We start from the raw sequence: 15,756 nt of genomic DNA, 5'->3' as shown, positions 1-15,756 counted from the left end.
GAGGGTGGGGTTCTGGAACGCGGTGCGAATTCGGGGCACTCAATGCGCATGACCCGCACCGCACCGCGTTCCAGGTCCCCAGCCCGGAAGACCCACCCCCGCACCCACCACAAACCAGCCCGGCCGGCGCTTGAGGCCACCCGAACCCCAACCACTCACAAAGCCGCACCCGACAAAGCCCCCCAAGCCCCGCAGGGCTAAAGCTTCTCCACCGGCGCATACCGCAAAAGCAACCGCTTCGGCTTCTCCGAGCCGAAGTCGACCGTCGCCTCCGCGTTGTCGCCGCTGCCCTTGACCGCGACGACCGTGCCCAGGCCGAAGGAGTCGTGCGTGACGCGGTCGCCGACGGCGAGGGCCACGACCGGCTTCTCCTTGGCGCGCCGGGTCGCGAAGCCGCTCGGGCCCGCCTTCGTGCTGCCGCGCGAGGACGAGAAACCGGGCGTGAGCCCCGAGACCGCGCCCATCGACGCGGACGGCGTCGAGGGGCCCGTGCGGCGCCACTGGAGATACTGCTCGGGGATCTCCTCGAGGAACCGCGACGGCGGGTTGTACGAGGGCTGGCCCCAGGCGCTGCGCATGCTCGCCCGGGTCAGATACAGCCGCTCGCGCGCCCGGGTGATGCCCACATAGGCGAGCCGCCGCTCCTCCTCCAGCTCCTTCGTCTGTCCGAGGGCGCGCAGGTGCGGGAAGACGCCGTCCTCCAGGCCGGTGAGGAAGACGACGGGGAACTCCAGGCCCTTCGCGGTGTGCAGGGTCATCAGCGTGATCACGCCGGTGCCCTCGGTGTCCTCGTCGGGGATCTGGTCGGAGTCCGCGACCAGCGCGACCTTCTCCAGGAACTCCGCCAGCGTGCCCTGCCCCTCCTCGCCCTCCCGCTCCTGCTCGAATTCCAGGGCGACGGCCGCCAGTTCCTGGAGGTTCTCGATGCGGGTCTCGTCCTGCGGGTCGGTGGACGCCTGGAGCTCGGCGAGATAGCCCGTGCGCTCCAGCACCGCCTCCAGCACGGTCGCGGGACCGGCCCCCGACTCGACGACGGTGCGCAGCTCCTCCATCAGGACGTTGAAGCGGTTGACCGCGTTCGCCGAGCGCGCGGCCATGCCGTACGCCTCGTCCACACGCCGCAGCGCCTGCGCGAAGCTGATCTTCTCGCGGAGGGACAGCGCGTCGATCATCGCCTCGGCGCGCTCGCCGATGCCGCGCTTGGGGACGTTGAGGATGCGCCGCAGCGGCACGGTGTCCTCGGGGTTGGCGAGCACCCGCAGATACGCGAGGACGTCGCGGACCTCCTTGCGCTCGTAGAACCGCACGCCGCCGACGACCTTGTAGGGCAGGCCGACGCGGATGAAGATCTCTTCGAAGACACGCGACTGGGCGTTGGTGCGATAGAAGATCGCGACGTCGCCGGCCTTGGCGTCGCCCGCGTCCGTCAGCCGGTCGATCTCGTCGGCGACGAACTGCGCCTCGTCGTGCTCGGTGTCGGCCACATAGCCGGTGATGGACGCGCCGGCCCCGGCCTCGGTCCACAGGTTCTTCGGGCGGCGGTTCTGGTTCCGCTCGATCACGGCGTTGGCGGCGCTGAGGATCGTCTGCGTGGAGCGGTAGTTCTGCTCCAGCAGGATCGTGGTGGCGTCCGGGTAGTCCTCCTCGAACTGGAGGATGTTGCGGATCGTGGCACCGCGGAAGGCGTAGATCGACTGGTCGGCGTCACCGACGACGCACAGCTCGGCGACACCGTCCTCGGGGGCGTTCTCCGCGGTACCGACCAGCTCCCGCACCAGGGTGTACTGCGCGTGGTTGGTGTCCTGGTACTCGTCGACCAGCACGTGCCGGAAGCGGCGGCGGTAGTGGTCGGCCACATCCGGGAAGGCCTGGAGCAGGTGGACCGTGGTCATGATGATGTCGTCGAAGTCGAGCGCGTTGGCCTCGCGCAGCCGCGACTGGTACATCGCGTACGCCTGGGCCAGCGTCTTCTCAAAACCGTCGGCCGCCTGCCCGGCGAAGGTCTCCTCGTCGATGAGCTCGTTCTTGAGGTTGGAGATCTTCGCGCTGAACGACTTCGGCGGGAACTTCTTCGGGTCGAGGTCGAGGTCCCGGCAGACGAGCGCCATCAGCCGCTTGGAGTCGGCGGCGTCGTAGATCGAGAAGGACGAGGTGAAGCCGAGCTTCTTGCTCTCGCGGCGCAGGATCCGCACGCACGCGCTGTGGAAGGTCATCACCCACATCGCGTGGGCGCGCGGGCCGACGAGCTCCTCGACGCGCTCCTTCATCTCGCCCGCGGCCTTGTTGGTGAAGGTGATCGCGAGGATCTGGCCGGGGTGGACGTGGCGGGCGCCCAGCAGGTGGGCGATGCGGTGGGTGAGCACACGCGTCTTGCCGGAGCCGGCGCCCGCGACGATCAGCAGCGGCGAGCCCGTGTGCACGACGGCGGCGCGCTGCTGGTCGTTCATCCCCTCCAGCAGCGCGGCGGGGTCGACGGCGGGCCGGGCCGCGCCGTCGCGGTAATACGCCTCGCGGGGCACGGGCGCGTCGAAAGCGCCCCCGAAGAGGTCGTGCGGCACCGGCTCCGGGGCCGCGTCCTCCGGGGGCGGCGGGGGCTCCTCGCCGCTGGGGCCGAGATCCGCCAGGAAGCTGTCGTCAAAGAGGCTGCTCATCGCCTCCCGAGTCTAGGCCGCCCCACTGACAGCCGGTCCCACTTCCCCGGGCACCCCGTGAATCGGCCATGATCCGTGCGGGGTCCGGGGCCCGAGGGGGCTCACGTCCAGAGCAGCGCGATGAAGATGTTGGCCACGGTCAGCGCGCCGACCGTGCCGAAGGCGGCCGCCTCGACCTTCTCCTCGTCCCGCTTCACATAGACCAGCCCGAGGATCACGATCAGGAACGCGAGCTTCACGCCGATCTTGAAGGTGTCCAGGGTGTAGCCCTGGGCCTGGTTCAGGCCGACCAGCGCCATGCCGGTGACCAGCATGGTCAGGGCCCCGTGCAGCATCGCCGGGACCATGCGCGCCTCGCCCTTGCCCATGGCCTTCATCTGGGTCATGAAGCCGCCGAGCAGGGCGGCGATGCCGATGATGTGGAGGCCGACGACGGCGTGAATGAGTACGTCCATGAGGCCGACCCTAGCCGGGGCCATAGCACCCCCCGACAGTGAGGTAAGGCTCAATCGCCACTTCGATCACTCACGGCATATATCCATCCGTACCAACGCGTTCCGCTTGATCAACCTCAGTCGCATCATGGCCGATTCACGCCAGTAGCAGTCATGTGCGTTCTCGGGCGTGACCCCTCGGTTTAGCGTCCTGCCCCAGACAGCGGCGGTCCGTGTTCTCTCCCTCCCTGCGGGCCGCCGCCGTCCCCGCCGCAGGGCCCGCACAGGCCGTACGGCAGGACCGGGACAAGCCAGCACCACCAGCGCGAACCGCACCACCAGCACCATCAGCCGGTGTGGAAGAAGGAAGTGACGGCCGACGTGGCATCGCACCGAAAGCCCAAGCAGCACCCGCTCGCCAGCAGCACCGTGCGGACCGCGGCCACCCTGGCCCTGGCGGGCGCGGCCACCGCCACCGTCCTCGACGGCACCGGCCATGCCGCGCCCCGCCCGACGACCGCCCAGCTGCGGGACCAGGTCGACCGCTTCTACCAGCAGGCCGAGGCCGCCACCGAGCGCTACAACGGCGCCAAGGAGAAGGCCCGCGCCGCGGAGACGGCCCTCGACGGCCTCCAGGACGAGGCGGCCCGCAAGACCCAGAAGCTCAACGCCGCCCGCGCCGCGCTGGGGTCCGTGGCCACCGCGCAGTACCGCGACGGCGGCATCCCCACGAGCGTGCAGCTCCTGCTGTCCTCCACGCCCGGCCAGTATCTGGACCGGGCCGCCCTCGCCGACCAGGCGGGCAGCCGCGAGGCCCTCGCCGTCGACCGCTTCCGGCACGAGCTGCGGGACGTCCAGCAGGTGCGGACCACCGCCGACGGCCGGCTCGCCGAGCTCAAGCGCCAGCAGGCGTCGCTCGCCCGCGACAAGCAGACCATCGAGGCGAAGCTCAACGACGCCCGGCAGCTGCTGGACCAGATGCCCGCACCGGCCCGCGCGGCCGTCGAGCGGGGCGACATCGCCTCCGCCCCCGCGCAGGGCGTGGCGGCCGTCGTGCCCACCGCGGCCCGCACCGTCCACGCCGTCGCCCAGGGCGGCGAGGCCCAGGCCCCCACCGACCGCGCCGCCAAGGCCGTGGCCTTCGCGTACGCCGCGCTCGGCAAGCCGTACGTCTGGGGGGCGACCGGTCCGTCGGCGTACGACTGCTCCGGCCTGACGCAGGCCGCGTGGCAGGCGGCGGGGGTGTCACTGCCGCGTACGACCTACACCCAGATCAACTCCGGGCGGCGCGTCGCGCGGGGGCAGCTGGAGCCTGGGGATCTGGTGTTCTTCTACTCCGGCGTCAGTCACGTCGGCCTCTACGTGGGTGGCGGCCAGATGATCCATGCGCCGCATCCGGGGGCGCCGGTGCGGCTGGCTCCTGTCGATGAGATGCCGTTCGCCGGGGCGACGCGGCCGGCTTGAGGGTGCGGCACCCCGGGTGCGGGTGAGTGGCGCCTGCGGCGGGCTTTTCCCCTGCCCGCCGCGCCTACTGCTGCACCCTCTTCGTCAGCCACCGGAAGACGTCCGGCACCTGCCGCTCCCATACCGCCGTGCCATGGCCGCCCGCCCCCGCCGGGACCTTCACCACGTCCACCGTCGTCGGCGCCTTGGCCGCCTGCTTGAGGGCCATGCCTCCCTGATAGCCGTCGTCCTCCGCGCCGGAGACGAAGAGGGCCACGCGCGGCGGCGTCTTGGCGCGCTGGAGCATCTTCCAGGGGTTGTTCTCGTCGCGCAGCTCGGGCGTCTTGGCGGTCAGGGAGGCCGACTCGCCGGCGGGGTCGTTGTAGCCGGAGAGGCTGACGCCGGCGCGGTAGCGGTCGGGGTGGGCGATGGCCAGCTTCGCGGCGCAGTGGGCGCCCGCCGAGTAGCCCGCGACGGCCCAGCCGTCCGGCTTCTCCTCCGCGCGGAAGTTGTCGACGACCATCTTGCGGACGTCGACGCTCAGCCAGGTGTCGGCGTTGACCTTGCCGGGGATGTTGGCGCAGCCGGTGTCCACGTCACCGAGCAGGGTGGTGCGCGGGGCCACGATGATGAAGGGCGCGACCTCGCCCTTCTCCATCATCGGCTTGAGCTGCGTGTTGACCTCCAGCGAGCCGAACCACGCCTTCGCCGACCCGGGGAAGCCGGGCAGCACCTCGACGACGGGGAACTTCTTGTCCCGGTAGGCGGGGTCGTCGTACTGCGGCGGCAGCCAGACGTAGACCTCGCCCTCCACGCCCGATATATGCCCCTTGAGCTCGGTCTGCCGCACGCCGGCGCCCATGCGCTTGTCCGACACGGGCGTGAACTTCTGGAGCATCTTCGGCTCGTCCTGCACGGACTTGCCGCCGGTGCCGTCGGGCCCGAGGTCGGCCGCCGCCCGGACGTGGTTGCCGGTGCCGAGGAGGTCGGCCCAGTTGTCGAAGAGCCCGTTGGCGTTGTTGACGATCACGAACACCAGCGTGACCGCGGTCGCCTGCGCGAACAGCAGCATGAGGAAGCGGGTGACGTGACGTACGGCCTTGGGCCCGCCGACCCTGCCCCACAGGGTCAGCGGCACGGCGAGTGCCACCACGACCAGCACGATCGTGGTGAGGAGGAAGGGCGTCCCCGTCAGACTCATCGGGCTCTCGTTTCGGATCGAAGGGCCCGGTCCGGGCCCCGGCCCTACGGGAGTGAGAGCCTCTCGCCCGTTCTAGATGGCCTGGAGGCCGCGCGGGTTCCCGCCCGCCCGGCCGCCGGGCACAGCGGACGGGCGGGCGGCCGCCTCAGACCAGCCTGCGGGCGGTGGCCCAGCGGGTCAGCTCGTGGCGGTTGGACAGCTGGAGCTTGCGCAGCACCGCGGAGACATGGGACTCCACCGTCTTCACCGAGATGAAGAGCTGCTTGGCGATCTCCTTGTACGCGTAGCCGCGCGCGATCAGGCGCAGCACCTCGCGCTCGCGCTGGGTGAGGCGGTCCATGTCCTCGTCGACCGGCGGGGCGTCGGTGGAGGCGAAGGCGTCGAGGACGAAGCCGGCGAGCCGCGGGGAGAACACCGCGTCGCCGTCCTTGACCCGGAAGACGGCGTCGATGAGGTCCGTGCCGGTGATGGTCTTGGTGACGTAGCCGCGGGCACCGCCGCGGATGACGCCGATGACGTCCTCGGCGGCGTCCGAGACGGACAGCGCGAGGAAGCGCACCGGGCGCTCCGGGTCGGCCATCAGCGGGGCGCTGCGGCGCAGCACCTCGACACCGCCGCCGCCGGGGAGGTGGACGTCCAGCAGGACGACCTCGGGGCGGGTCGCGGTGATGACGGTGATCGCCTGGTCGACGTCGGCGGCCTCCCCGACCACCTCGACGCCCGTGCGGTCGGTGGCGCCGATCTCCGCCTGCACGCCGGTCCGGAACATCCGGTGGTCGTCCACGAGCACCACCCGCACATGGCGCTCCGCCGTCTCTTCGGTCGTCATGACGCCCTCTCCATTTCCAGCTCCACTTCGGTTCCCCCGCCGGGCACGGACCGCAGTCTCGCCGTGCCGCCGTTGCGCTGCATCCTGCCGATGATGGACTCGCGGACGCCCATCCGGTCGTCCGGCACCGCGTCCACGTCGAAGCCCGGGCCGCGGTCGCGCACGGAGACGAAGACCGTGCGCCCCTCGACCTCGGCGTAGACCTGGACGGCGCCGCCCTCGCCACCGTACTTGGCGGCGTTGACCATGGCTTCACGGGCGGCCTGCATCTGCGCGGCCAGCCGCTCGTCCAGCGGGCAGTCGCCGACCACGACGACCTCGATCGGGACGCCGTGGTGGTCCTCGACCTCGGCGGCGGCGGCCTTGACCGCGTCGGCGAGGGTGGTGGGCTCCCGCTCCTCGTCCTTGCCGCGGCCCTCGGGCCGGTAGAGCCAGGCGCGCAGCTCGCGCTCCTGCGCCCGGGCGAGGCGGGCGACCTCGCGGGGGTCCTCGGCGTTGCGCTGGATCAGGGTGAGGGTGTGCAGGACGGAGTCGTGGACGTGGGCGGCGACCTCGGCCCGCTCCTGGGCGCGGATGCGCATGGTGCGCTCGGCGGAGAGGTCCTGGGTCATCCGTACGACCGAGGGTCCGGCCAGCAGCGCTATGCCGACGAGGACGGCCAGTGACGCCTGGAGGACGGTGCCCAGGTGCTCGGCCGAGCCCTGGAGTACGACGATGCCGGTGACGCCGACGCCCGCGAGCACGACGCCGGCCGCGCCGCGCGCGAGCGGCAGGACGCGCTTGCGGCGGCTGACCTCCATCCAGTGCGCGCGCCGGGCGTTGTCGGCCTGCCGCCAGACGAGGGCCACGCCGGCGCCGACCAGGAGCATGGGCCAGATGTAGGCGTTGGCGCGGCCGAGGTGGAGGTTGTCGACGAAGATCGCGGCGCCGATGACGAGCGCGATCAGCGCGAAGACCTGCCCGCGGTCGGGCTTGCGGGCGAAGAGGCGCCGCGGCCCGTCGGGGTAGGTCTCCACGGGCGCGGGGCGGGGGGCGTCGACCCCGCCGACGCCGAGCGGGACGACGAACCAGAAGACGGCGTAGAGCACCGCGCCCATGCCCTGGGCGAGCAGCAGCGCGAGGAAGACGATGCGCACCCACGAGACCGGCACGCCGAGGTGCCCGGCGAGACCGCGCGCCACGCCGCCCAGCATCCGCCCCTCCGCGCTGCGGTAGAGCTTGCGCAGGGGGCGGTCGTCGGTATGGGGGGTGGCGGTGGTCATGGTCCGATCGTCACACGGGGAGGCGGGCGGGAGCATCAGGGGCGACCCTGACAAGACCCGGGGGCGGGCTACCGCTTGGGGCGGAAGCCGTCGCTCACCACGTCGAACACGGGCCGGTAGCGGTCCCAGTCGGCCGAGGGGGCCGAGAGGTAGATCGCGTACTCGCTGCCGCCCTCCTTCCCGAAGCCGAGGTCGATCGCGCGGTACTCGCGCGCCCGGCCCTGGAAGGTGAACTCCCAGACCGCGGCGGGCTCCCCCCGGAAGGACGTCTCCTGCATGCGCCCCCGTTTGTAGCCGTCGACCTCGGTCTTGAGCTGGCCCTCGACGTCCTTCCAGTGCTGGAGGTGGTCGGGTCCGGCGAAGTCCAGCACGTTGATCTTGATGCCGACGCGGGTGGTGCGGTCGAGGTAGTCGACCTCCACCGCCGACTTCTCCTGCCGGGTCCAGCCGTCGGGCACGGGGAAGGACACGCCGAGCTTCTTCTCCTCCACCAGGTGATAGCCCGCCGGCACGGGCGGCGGTGAGTACGAGGAGGCGGACGGGGAGGGTTTCGGCGTCGGCCGGGGCCCGCCGGACGCGGCCTCCTTGCCGGGCTCGTCACGGGCCACGGCCTCATCGGAGGTCCCGCCGTCCTCGAAGTGGACGTAGAGGCCGCCGGCGACCCCCGCGAGGGCGACCACGGCCACCGCGCTCCACAGGAGCGCGCGTCCCTTGCGGGCCTTGCCGCCGGGGGGCGCGGGCGGTCCGGCGGGCGCGGCCTCCGTCCTGGCCTCCGTCGCCGCCTCGCCCGCGGCGCGTACCGCGTCCGCGCGGGACCCGGCCTGCGTACGTGCCGTGTCGTCCCTACGGGTCCCGGGCCCGGCGGCGTCCGCGAGGGCCGGCTTCTCCCCGACGGCGGGCGGAACCACCGGCTCCGAGAGTGCCGGGTGCACCGCCGTCTCCGATTCGGCGGCCGGCTCCCGCAGAATCTGCTCGGCCAGCTCGGCCGGGGGCCGCAGCGCCGGGTCCTTGGCCAGCAGCGTCTCGACCAGCCTGGTGAGCGGCCCCGCGTTGCGCGGCGGCGGCAGCGGGTCCATGGCGATGGCGTAGGCCGTCTCGACGGCGGTGTCCTTGCGGAACGGCGGCCGGCCCTCCAGCGCCTGGTAGAGCGTGGCACCAAGCGCCCACAGGTCGGCGGCGGGGCCCGGCTTGGCGCCCTTCACCCGCTCGGGCGCGATGTAGTCGATGGAGCCGACCATCTCGCCGGTCTTGGTCAGCGTCGAGGTGCCGGTGGACTGCGCGATGCCGAAGTCGGTGAGCACGACCCGCCCGCCCTCGCCGAGCAGGACGTTGCCGGGCTTGACGTCGCGGTGCAGCACCCCGGCCGCGTGGGCCGCGCGCAGGGCGGCGATCATGCCGCGGCCGATCCGGGCGGCCTCGTCCGGGGTGATCGTGCCGTTCTTGAGGACGTCGCCGAGCGTCGTCGACGGCACGTACTCCATGACGATGCAGGGCAGGCCCCGGTCCTCGACCACGTCGTGGACGACGACCACATTGGGGTGGTTGATCCGGGCGGCGCTGCGGGCCTCGCGGCGGGTGCGCTCGTAGAGCGTGGCGAGCTCGTCCTCGTCCAGATAGTGCGCGACGTGCAGCTGTTTGAGGGCGACCTGACGGTCCAGCAGCGAGTCCTCGGCGCGCCAGACGGTGCCCATGCCGCCCCGGCCTATCCGCTCGAGCAGCCGGTACCGGCCGGCGACCAGCCGCCCCCGGTCCTCCCCCGGCCCGGCCGCCGCGGGCCCGGACGCTGACTCAGACACCGTGCTCCCCTCCGCTTCCCCCATGAGTGTTCGATGCGCCACGATATCCGGCGCCGTCTCAGGGGCGATCTCAGGGAACGGCCAGGGTTGGGAGGTGTGCCGAAAGCGCGTTCCGGTTGACACCATGTTCTGTATGACCGACACACCCACCACCGAGGACGCCCGGCAGGGCGGCACGGTTCACGGCTCCCCGCCGGAAGTCCGGCCACCGCTGCGGCGCAGCCGTGAGCACAAGGTGGTCGCCGGCGTGTGCGGCGGCCTCGGCCGCTGCTTCGACCTCGACCCCGTGATCTTCCGGGTGGTGCTGGGCGTGCTCGCGGTCACCGGTGGCCTCGGCCTGATCGTCTACGGCTTCGCGTGGCTGCTCATCCCGCAGGAGGGCGAGGAGGAGAACGAGGCCAAGCGGCTGCTGTCCGGGCGCGTCGAAGGCCCGGCCCTGACCGCCGTGCTGTGCGCCCTGGTGGGCTGCGGCCTCTTCCTCTCCATGCTCAACAACAGCGCGGTGATGTCCTTCGCGCTGATGCTGAGCGTCGCCCTGGCCGGCGCGGCCTACTGGTCGAGCCACCGCCACCGCCCGGAGGCCCCCGAGGAGGCGGCCGCCGCCGCGCAGAAGCCGCTGAAGACGGTGGAGGCTCCCCCGGAGACCAAGGCGCCACCCGCCCCGGGCACGCCGTCCTGGTGGCGCGACCCGATCGTCAAGGACGGCACCACGGGCCCCATGGGCACGCGGACCGGCTATCTGTGGGGCCCGGACGACGGTCCGTACGACAAGGAGACCGCCGAGCGCACCCGCTCCCGCCCGGTCCGCCGCCCCCACCCGCTCGGCGGCTGGATCTTTCTGCTGGCCCTCCTCCTCTTCGCCCTCGGCGCCGGCCTGACCTGGCACCACGAGCCGCTGGGCACCAGCCTGGAGACCGGCCTGGCCCTCGCCCTGGGGGCCTACGGCCTCGGCATCGTGATCAGCTCGCTGTACGGCCGCACGGGCGGCGGCACGGTCGTCATGGCCGTGCTGACGGCGCTGCTGCTGAGCGGCGCGGCCGCGCTGCCCAAGTCGGTCACCACCGAGTGGACGCGGTCCACCTGGCACCCGGCGAGCGTGGCCTCCGTGCAGGACTCCTACCGGGTGGGCAGCGGCGTGGGCGTGCTCGACCTGACCGGCCTCCAGTGGCCGAAGGACGCCCCGGTCCGCACGGCCGCCGAGGTCGGCGCGGGACAGCTCAAGCTGGTGGTCCCGGAGGACGTGACGACGAAGCTGACCGTCGACGTGGGCGTCGGTGACGTCCGGATGCCCGGCGAGGGCCGCGACAACGTCGACATCAGGCCGAACCAGAAGCAGCACCTGACATTGGAGCCCCGCGTCGGGCAGTCCTCGCGCGGCACCTTGGAGATCCGGTTGAAGGTCGGCATCGGCCAGGTGGAGGTGGACCGTGCGAAGGCATGAATTCGAGCCGGGCAAGGTCGTCGTCGGACTGGTGCTGCTGGGTGGCTGCTTCGCCTATCTGGCCCTGGCCCACGGCACGTGGCACTTCCCCTCCTACGCTCTACTGCCCGCCCTGGGCATCGGCTTCTGCGCGGCCGGTCTGGTCTCCTCCCTCGCCTTCGCGCTGCGCCGCCACCGGGCCCGCGGCGACTCGCCCGACCCGCTGGACCGGGACGCGCGCTGAATCCGCCCGCGGGCGGGAGGGGCACTGGGGGATGCGGCCGCATCCACCCGCACACGGGCGGGGCGCACGCCTCACGCCCCGTCAGCTGAAGAGCCTCCCCCGTCGCGCGTGGTCCCGGTGGCCGCGGGACCATAGGGCGTCGACGGACAGACAGGGCGCGCCCGCGAGCACCAGGGGAAGCCAGGCCATCAGATAGGCGAGGTCGTTGCCGTAGTAATACGGCGTGGACGACCAGCTCACCGTCATCCACAGGCTCAGCGAGATCAGGGCGCCGCCCGCCGCCGCGACCCGGGCGAACAGGCCGAGGAGGGTGCCTATGCCCACCGCCAGCTCGCCGAGGGCTATGGCGTATCCGAAGCCGACCGGGCTCTTCAGCGCGAGGTCGACCAGGGCCGGGATCGCGCTCGAATCCCGCACCGAGTGGAGCAGTTCGCCGAGGGAACCCGGCCCGCCGCTCGCGAGGAAGGCCGAGTCGGTGAGCTTGTCGAGCCCCGCGTAGATGAAGGTGACGCCGAGGAAGATCCTCAGCGGCAGCAGGGCATACCGCGAGAGCGTGGACCGCCGCTCACCGCTGCCGCCCACCGCCTCCCCGCGACCCAGGAATGACATACCGTCCGCCGCCTCTCCGTCGTTGTCGTCATCCGACCATACGTACGGAAGGTGGTGCCTGTTCAGCCCTGTGGACAACCCGCCTGTGGACAACGCATCGTCGTCACCCGAAGGACTGGCGGTTTTCTCAGCCGGTCTTCCCGGCCGGCCTTCCCCGGCTGTCCTCCCGGCCCGTCCTCCCGGCTGCCTTCTCAGCCCGTGCGGACGCCCAGCGCGCTGCCCTCCAGCCACTCCTGCCAGCTGAGGTTCCAGTCGCCGTAGCCGTTGCCGAAGTGGTCCATCGGCTTCGGCTTGGAGCTGCCGGTGACCTGCACGACGTCGCCCTTGAGGCTCAGCCCGTACAGCCACTTGGCGTCGGCGGTCGACATGCCGATGCAGCCGTGGCTGACGTTCTCCTTGCCGAAGGACTCGGCGTTGTCGGGGGCCGCGTGCACGTACTCGCCGCTGATCGTCTCGCGCATGCTGAAGTCGTACGAGCCGTAGAACCCGTCGGGGTGGCTGCGCGGGATGCCGATGGACAGCGAGTCCATGACGACCCGGCCCTCCTTGGCCAGGATGGTCTTGATGCCGTCGCGGGTCTGGAAGTTCTTCGACTCGTCGCCGCCGCTGATGGGGATCGTCCGCAGCGTCTCGCCGTTGCGGACGACCGTCAGCTTGTGGGCCTTGAGGTCCACGGTGTTGATCATCGAGTCGCCGACGGTGAAGGAGACCGTGCGGTCGCCGCCGCCCGCGGCCGTCCCTTCGGCGAGCTTGACGCCCGCGAGGCGCGCGTCGAGCGTGACCTTGGTCCCCGCGGGCCAGTACTTCTCGGGACGGAAGTGGACGCGGGTGTCACCCTTGGTCTCATTCCAGTGCCAGGCGCCCGGGACCTTCGGCGAGGTGGAGACCTTCAGCCGGCCCTCGATACCCGCGCGCAGTTCCTTGGAGACCTTCTGCTGCTTGAAGACCAGGGCGATGGGCTGGCCGACGCCGACCTTCTCACCGTTCGCGGGGGCTATCTCCGGGCGTACGACCTTCGCCGCGCTGGTCAGCGTCTGAGCGGCCGGGGCGGGCTTCTCCGTGACGGGCGTGGCGGAAGGGGACGGCGATGCCGGTGCGGACGAGGAGGACTTCGCGGCGGGCCGCTCCTCGGCCTCGGCGCCACCGCCGCAGCCGGTGACGGCCAGCCCTGCCAGGGCCAGGGCGACGGGCAGCCCGACGGAACGGGAGAGGCGCATGGTTCTCCAACCGGTTCATTGCTTCCAGGCATGGCGGAGCCGAGGCGGCGAAGCCCCGGCTTCCGACCATCGTAAGCAGGGCGAATGCCCCGAAAAGGCGCCCGGAAGAACGAGTGACCCCCGCCTGTCGGCGGGGGTCGGGCCACCGGCCGTCGACGCCGCCGGCCTCAGCTCAGCAGCTCGGGCTCGCTCCGTGTGATCTGCTCGTAGAGCGGCTGGTAGTTGATCCACGCCGCCAGGTCGTTACCCAGCTTCTCCCGGGTCTCCTCGGCGTGCGCGGCGTCGATGTGCACGGGCTTCCCGGCGGCTTTGGCCAGCAGCTGCACCTGGCACGAGCGCTCCATGGTGATGAACCACCAGGCCGCGGCGTCCACGGAGTCCCCGACCGTGAGCAGCCCGTGGTTCCGCAGGATCACGGCCTTGTGCGGCCCCAGGGTGGTCGCGATGCGGCGGCCTTCCTCCAGGTCCACGACGACTCCGGTGTAGTCGTCGAACAGCACGTGGTCCTGGTAGAAGGGGCAGACGTCCTGTGTGATCGGCTCCAGCAGCTCCCCGAGGGCGGACAGTGCCCGCCCGTACGTGGAGTGGCTGTGCGCGGCGGCCACGACGTCCGGGCGGGCCTGGTGGATCTGCGAATGGATCGCGAACGCCGCCTCGTTGACATGGTGGCGCCCCTCCACGACCCGCCCGTCGTGATCGACCATGATCAGATCGCTGACGGTGATGTGTTTGAAGGACATCCCGAAGGGGTTCACCCAGAAGCAGTCCGTGAACTCCGGGTCCCGCGCGGTGATGTGGCCCGCGACGCCCTCCTCGAAGCCGAACCGTCCGAAGATCCGCAGCGCGGCGGCCAGCCGTTCCTTGCGGTGCCGCCGCTCGTCCTCGACGTTCTCGTGCTTCGGCGGCAGCGCGAACCGGAGCTGATCCGCGGGTACGGGCTCGGGCCTTGGCGACATGAGCTTCTCCTTACGATGCGCGCGGTTCCGTACGCCTCGGAAGCTACCTCTGGGTAGGCGAGGAGGACAGGGGCACGGCGCCACGGATCACACACGCGCCGTGTGCGCCAGGATCGCGTCGGCGAGCGGCCCGAGGCACTCGCGCGGCAGCGCGTGCCCCATGCCCGGCATCCGCACCAGGCGGGCGGCGCCGATGACCTGCTGGAGGTGGCTCGGGTGCGGCGGCGGGAAGACGGGTTCGGCCGGGGCCTCGATGATCAGCGTGGGAACGGTGTTGCGTGCCAGCTCGTCCGTGCGCAGCATGTCGGAGTGGTCGGCGCGCCCATGGGCGGTGGAGACGTCGTAGCGCCCCGCGTGTTCGATGATCCGGCGTTCGCGCTCGCGCATCTCGTCCGCGTGGAAGGGGAGTTCGGTGCCGCTGAGCACCTGCCAGTGCTCCACACGCCGGTCGAGCTCGGCCTCCAGGCCGTGGTCCTCGACGGGCCGCGCCCACATCTCCAGCACGCGCGGGTCGATGGCCGGCAGGTCGGCGGCGGCGGTCTCCGTGCCATCGGGAGCGGTCAGCGGCTTCTCGCTGAGCGCGCAGGTGCTGAAAAGGGTGGCACTGAGGATGCGCTCCGGATGGTCGGCCAGCAGCAGCTGGGCCAGCATGCCGCCGAGCGACATCCCTACGACGTGGGCGCGTGCGACGCCGTACGCGTCCAGGACGGCGAGCGCGTCCTCGGCGAGGTCGTTGATGCGGTAGGGGTGCGCGTCGTACGACCAGGTCGAGCGGCCCGCGTCGCGGTGGTCGTAGCGGATCACCCGGTGCCGGGCCGCCAGCGCGTCGACCAACTCCTCGGGCCAGCCCAGCCCGGACGCCTGCGCGCCCATGATCAGCAGCAGCGCGGGCGCGTCGGCGGGCCCCCGCGCTTCGCTCCACAGGTGCACGCCGGGGGCGACTTCGACGGTTTGCTGCATGCGGTTCCTCCTGCGGGGGTTCGGCGAATCAGGAGTTGAAACGATACGTATCGTCTCGTCATCACGCAAGAGAAAAGCGGCGCCCACGCGTGGACGCCGCCCGGCGTTTACAGCTGGTCGATCTCCGTGAGGTCGATGTCGATATCGAAGGGGACGGAGAGCTTGAGGCGGTCGTGATAAATGCCGGTGACGACATAGGACTTCGTCGCCGGATCGAGCTCGTACACATAAGCCACGGGCCTGTCCTCGTCACCCACCATCTCGACACGCCAAAAATGCGGGATACCGGCTTGGGCGTACTTGCGCGGCTTGGTATCCCGGTCGCGAGCTTCCGAATCCGGGGATACCACCTCTACGGCCAGCACAACATCCTTCACGTCATAGCGAGTCTGGCGGCGACCGGTGACGGCCTCTGCCCGCACGACGGACATATCGGGCTCCAGAGCATTACGACCGTTGAGCACCACGGCCATCTCCCGCTTGACCCGTAGATCGTCGGGCGCCGTCCGGCGCAGCCCGCTCTCCAGCAAGTAGAGGGTCAGCGCATGAAAATCCCGCTGAGGACTCACGAAGACCAGACTCCCGTCGATCAGCTCAGTGTGTGGCGGGAGGTCGGGCAGGCTGAACAGATGGTCCACGGTCCAGCCGCCAGGCGGCGGGACCGGCCACCGCGGCGCAGTCGGCCGCTCGGGCTCAGGCAGAGAATCGGGCAGCGGTTCAGCGGTCATGAGTCC

General features: G+C 71.4%; 14 protein-coding genes. 3 read left to right on the top strand and 11 right to left on the bottom strand.

Annotated features, from left to right (window positions below):
- Positions 1-197: 197 nt before the first annotated feature.
- Complete coding sequence (gene pcrA / locus ACZ4A5_RS23015; protein WP_398868071.1) at positions 198-2,651, bottom strand: DNA helicase PcrA; 2,454 nt, start codon at positions 2,649-2,651, stop codon at positions 198-200.
- A gap of 101 nt (positions 2,652-2,752) precedes the next feature.
- Positions 2,753-3,106 carry a hypothetical protein gene (locus ACZ4A5_RS23010; RefSeq protein WP_398868072.1) on the bottom strand — a complete coding sequence of 118 codons (354 nt, stop codon included), beginning with the start codon at positions 3,104-3,106 and terminating at the stop codon, positions 2,753-2,755.
- 360 nt (positions 3,107-3,466) lie between these two features.
- Here ACZ4A5_RS23010 and ACZ4A5_RS23005 point away from each other — a divergent pair, with 360 nt between their 5' ends.
- Positions 3,467-4,549, top strand: coding sequence for a C40 family peptidase (locus ACZ4A5_RS23005; protein WP_467587164.1), 1,083 nt, complete (start codon positions 3,467-3,469; stop codon positions 4,547-4,549).
- A gap of 64 nt (positions 4,550-4,613) precedes the next feature.
- Here the strand turns inward: ACZ4A5_RS23005 and ACZ4A5_RS23000 are convergent, their stop codons facing one another.
- The 4 genes from ACZ4A5_RS23000 to ACZ4A5_RS22985 form a co-directional block, all read right to left on the bottom strand.
- Positions 4,614-5,729 (bottom strand): alpha/beta hydrolase, encoded by a 1,116-nt coding sequence (locus ACZ4A5_RS23000; RefSeq protein ID WP_467587160.1) that lies wholly within the window; start codon positions 5,727-5,729, stop codon positions 4,614-4,616.
- A 145-nt stretch (positions 5,730-5,874) separates the two neighbouring features.
- Entirely contained in the window at positions 5,875-6,558 is a 684-nt protein-coding gene (locus ACZ4A5_RS22995; protein WP_467587158.1) for a LuxR C-terminal-related transcriptional regulator, read from the bottom strand.
- Entirely contained in the window at positions 6,555-7,820 is a 1,266-nt protein-coding gene (locus tag ACZ4A5_RS22990; RefSeq protein ID WP_467587155.1) for a PspC domain-containing protein, read from the bottom strand. Before ACZ4A5_RS22990 ends, ACZ4A5_RS22995 begins: the two co-directional genes overlap by 4 nt.
- A gap of 68 nt (positions 7,821-7,888) precedes the next feature.
- Positions 7,889-9,511 carry a serine/threonine-protein kinase gene (locus tag ACZ4A5_RS22985; protein ID WP_467587194.1) on the bottom strand — a complete coding sequence of 541 codons (1,623 nt, stop codon included), beginning with the start codon at positions 9,509-9,511 and terminating at the stop codon, positions 7,889-7,891.
- Between the two features lie 238 nt (positions 9,512-9,749).
- On the opposite strand from ACZ4A5_RS22985, the gene ACZ4A5_RS22980 reads away from it, so the two are divergent.
- Entirely contained in the window at positions 9,750-11,057 is a 1,308-nt protein-coding gene (locus ACZ4A5_RS22980) for a PspC domain-containing protein (RefSeq protein ID WP_467587150.1), read from the top strand.
- A complete protein-coding gene (locus ACZ4A5_RS22975) occupies positions 11,044-11,280 on the top strand; it encodes a hypothetical protein (protein ID WP_467587147.1) in 237 nt (78 codons plus the stop codon). Before ACZ4A5_RS22980 ends, ACZ4A5_RS22975 begins: the two co-directional genes overlap by 14 nt.
- An 81-nt stretch (positions 11,281-11,361) precedes the next feature.
- Here ACZ4A5_RS22975 and ACZ4A5_RS22970 read toward each other — a convergent pair whose 3' ends face one another.
- From ACZ4A5_RS22970 to ACZ4A5_RS22950, 5 genes are all read right to left on the bottom strand, one after another.
- Positions 11,362-11,889, bottom strand: a complete 528-nt coding sequence (locus tag ACZ4A5_RS22970) for a DoxX family protein (RefSeq protein WP_467587144.1) — start codon at positions 11,887-11,889, stop codon at positions 11,362-11,364.
- 191 nt (positions 11,890-12,080) lie between these two features.
- The gene (locus ACZ4A5_RS22965; RefSeq protein ID WP_467587142.1) at positions 12,081-13,106 is read right to left on the bottom strand and encodes a L,D-transpeptidase; all 1,026 of its coding nucleotides are present in this window, start codon (positions 13,104-13,106) and stop codon (positions 12,081-12,083) included.
- Between the two features lie 167 nt (positions 13,107-13,273).
- A complete protein-coding gene (locus ACZ4A5_RS22960) occupies positions 13,274-14,062 on the bottom strand; it encodes a class II aldolase/adducin family protein (protein ID WP_467587140.1) in 789 nt (262 codons plus the stop codon).
- An 87-nt stretch (positions 14,063-14,149) separates the two neighbouring features.
- Positions 14,150-15,022, bottom strand: coding sequence for an alpha/beta fold hydrolase (locus tag ACZ4A5_RS22955; RefSeq protein ID WP_467587137.1), 873 nt, complete (start codon positions 15,020-15,022; stop codon positions 14,150-14,152).
- A 107-nt stretch (positions 15,023-15,129) separates the two neighbouring features.
- A complete protein-coding gene (locus tag ACZ4A5_RS22950) occupies positions 15,130-15,750 on the bottom strand; it encodes a Uma2 family endonuclease (RefSeq protein WP_467587135.1) in 621 nt (206 codons plus the stop codon).
- Positions 15,751-15,756: the final 6 nt, after the last annotated feature.

The organism is Streptomyces sp. NPDC025618 (genome assembly GCF_055558795.1).
This window is presented reverse-complemented; position numbering and strand designations above follow the sequence as displayed.

Excerpts from the sequence above, each read along its gene's own strand:
- ACZ4A5_RS23010 (WP_398868072.1), bottom strand. The coding sequence starts at position 3,106 with ATGGACGTACTCATTCACGCCGTCGTCGGCCTCCACATCATCGGCATC.
- ACZ4A5_RS22995 (WP_467587158.1), bottom strand. The coding sequence starts at position 6,558 with ATGACGACCGAAGAGACGGCGGAGCGCCATGTGCGGGTGGTGCTCGTG.
- ACZ4A5_RS22980 (WP_467587150.1), top strand. The coding sequence starts at position 9,750 with ATGACCGACACACCCACCACCGAGGACGCCCGGCAGGGCGGCACGGTT.
- ACZ4A5_RS22950 (WP_467587135.1), bottom strand. The coding sequence starts at position 15,750 with ATGACCGCTGAACCGCTGCCCGATTCTCTGCCTGAGCCCGAGCGGCCG.
- ACZ4A5_RS22955 (WP_467587137.1), bottom strand. The coding sequence starts at position 15,022 with ATGCAGCAAACCGTCGAAGTCGCCCCCGGCGTGCACCTGTGGAGCGAA.
- ACZ4A5_RS22990 (WP_467587155.1), bottom strand. The coding sequence starts at position 7,820 with ATGACCACCGCCACCCCCCATACCGACGACCGCCCCCTGCGCAAGCTC.
- ACZ4A5_RS22965 (WP_467587142.1), bottom strand. The coding sequence starts at position 13,106 with ATGCGCCTCTCCCGTTCCGTCGGGCTGCCCGTCGCCCTGGCCCTGGCA.
- ACZ4A5_RS23000 (WP_467587160.1), bottom strand. The coding sequence starts at position 5,729 with ATGAGTCTGACGGGGACGCCCTTCCTCCTCACCACGATCGTGCTGGTC.
- ACZ4A5_RS22970 (WP_467587144.1), bottom strand. The coding sequence starts at position 11,889 with ATGTCATTCCTGGGTCGCGGGGAGGCGGTGGGCGGCAGCGGTGAGCGG.
- ACZ4A5_RS22960 (WP_467587140.1), bottom strand. The coding sequence starts at position 14,062 with ATGTCGCCAAGGCCCGAGCCCGTACCCGCGGATCAGCTCCGGTTCGCG.
- ACZ4A5_RS22985 (WP_467587194.1), bottom strand. The coding sequence starts at position 9,511 with ATGGGCACCGTCTGGCGCGCCGAGGACTCGCTGCTGGACCGTCAGGTC.
- pcrA (WP_398868071.1), bottom strand. The coding sequence starts at position 2,651 with ATGAGCAGCCTCTTTGACGACAGCTTCCTGGCGGATCTCGGCCCCAGC.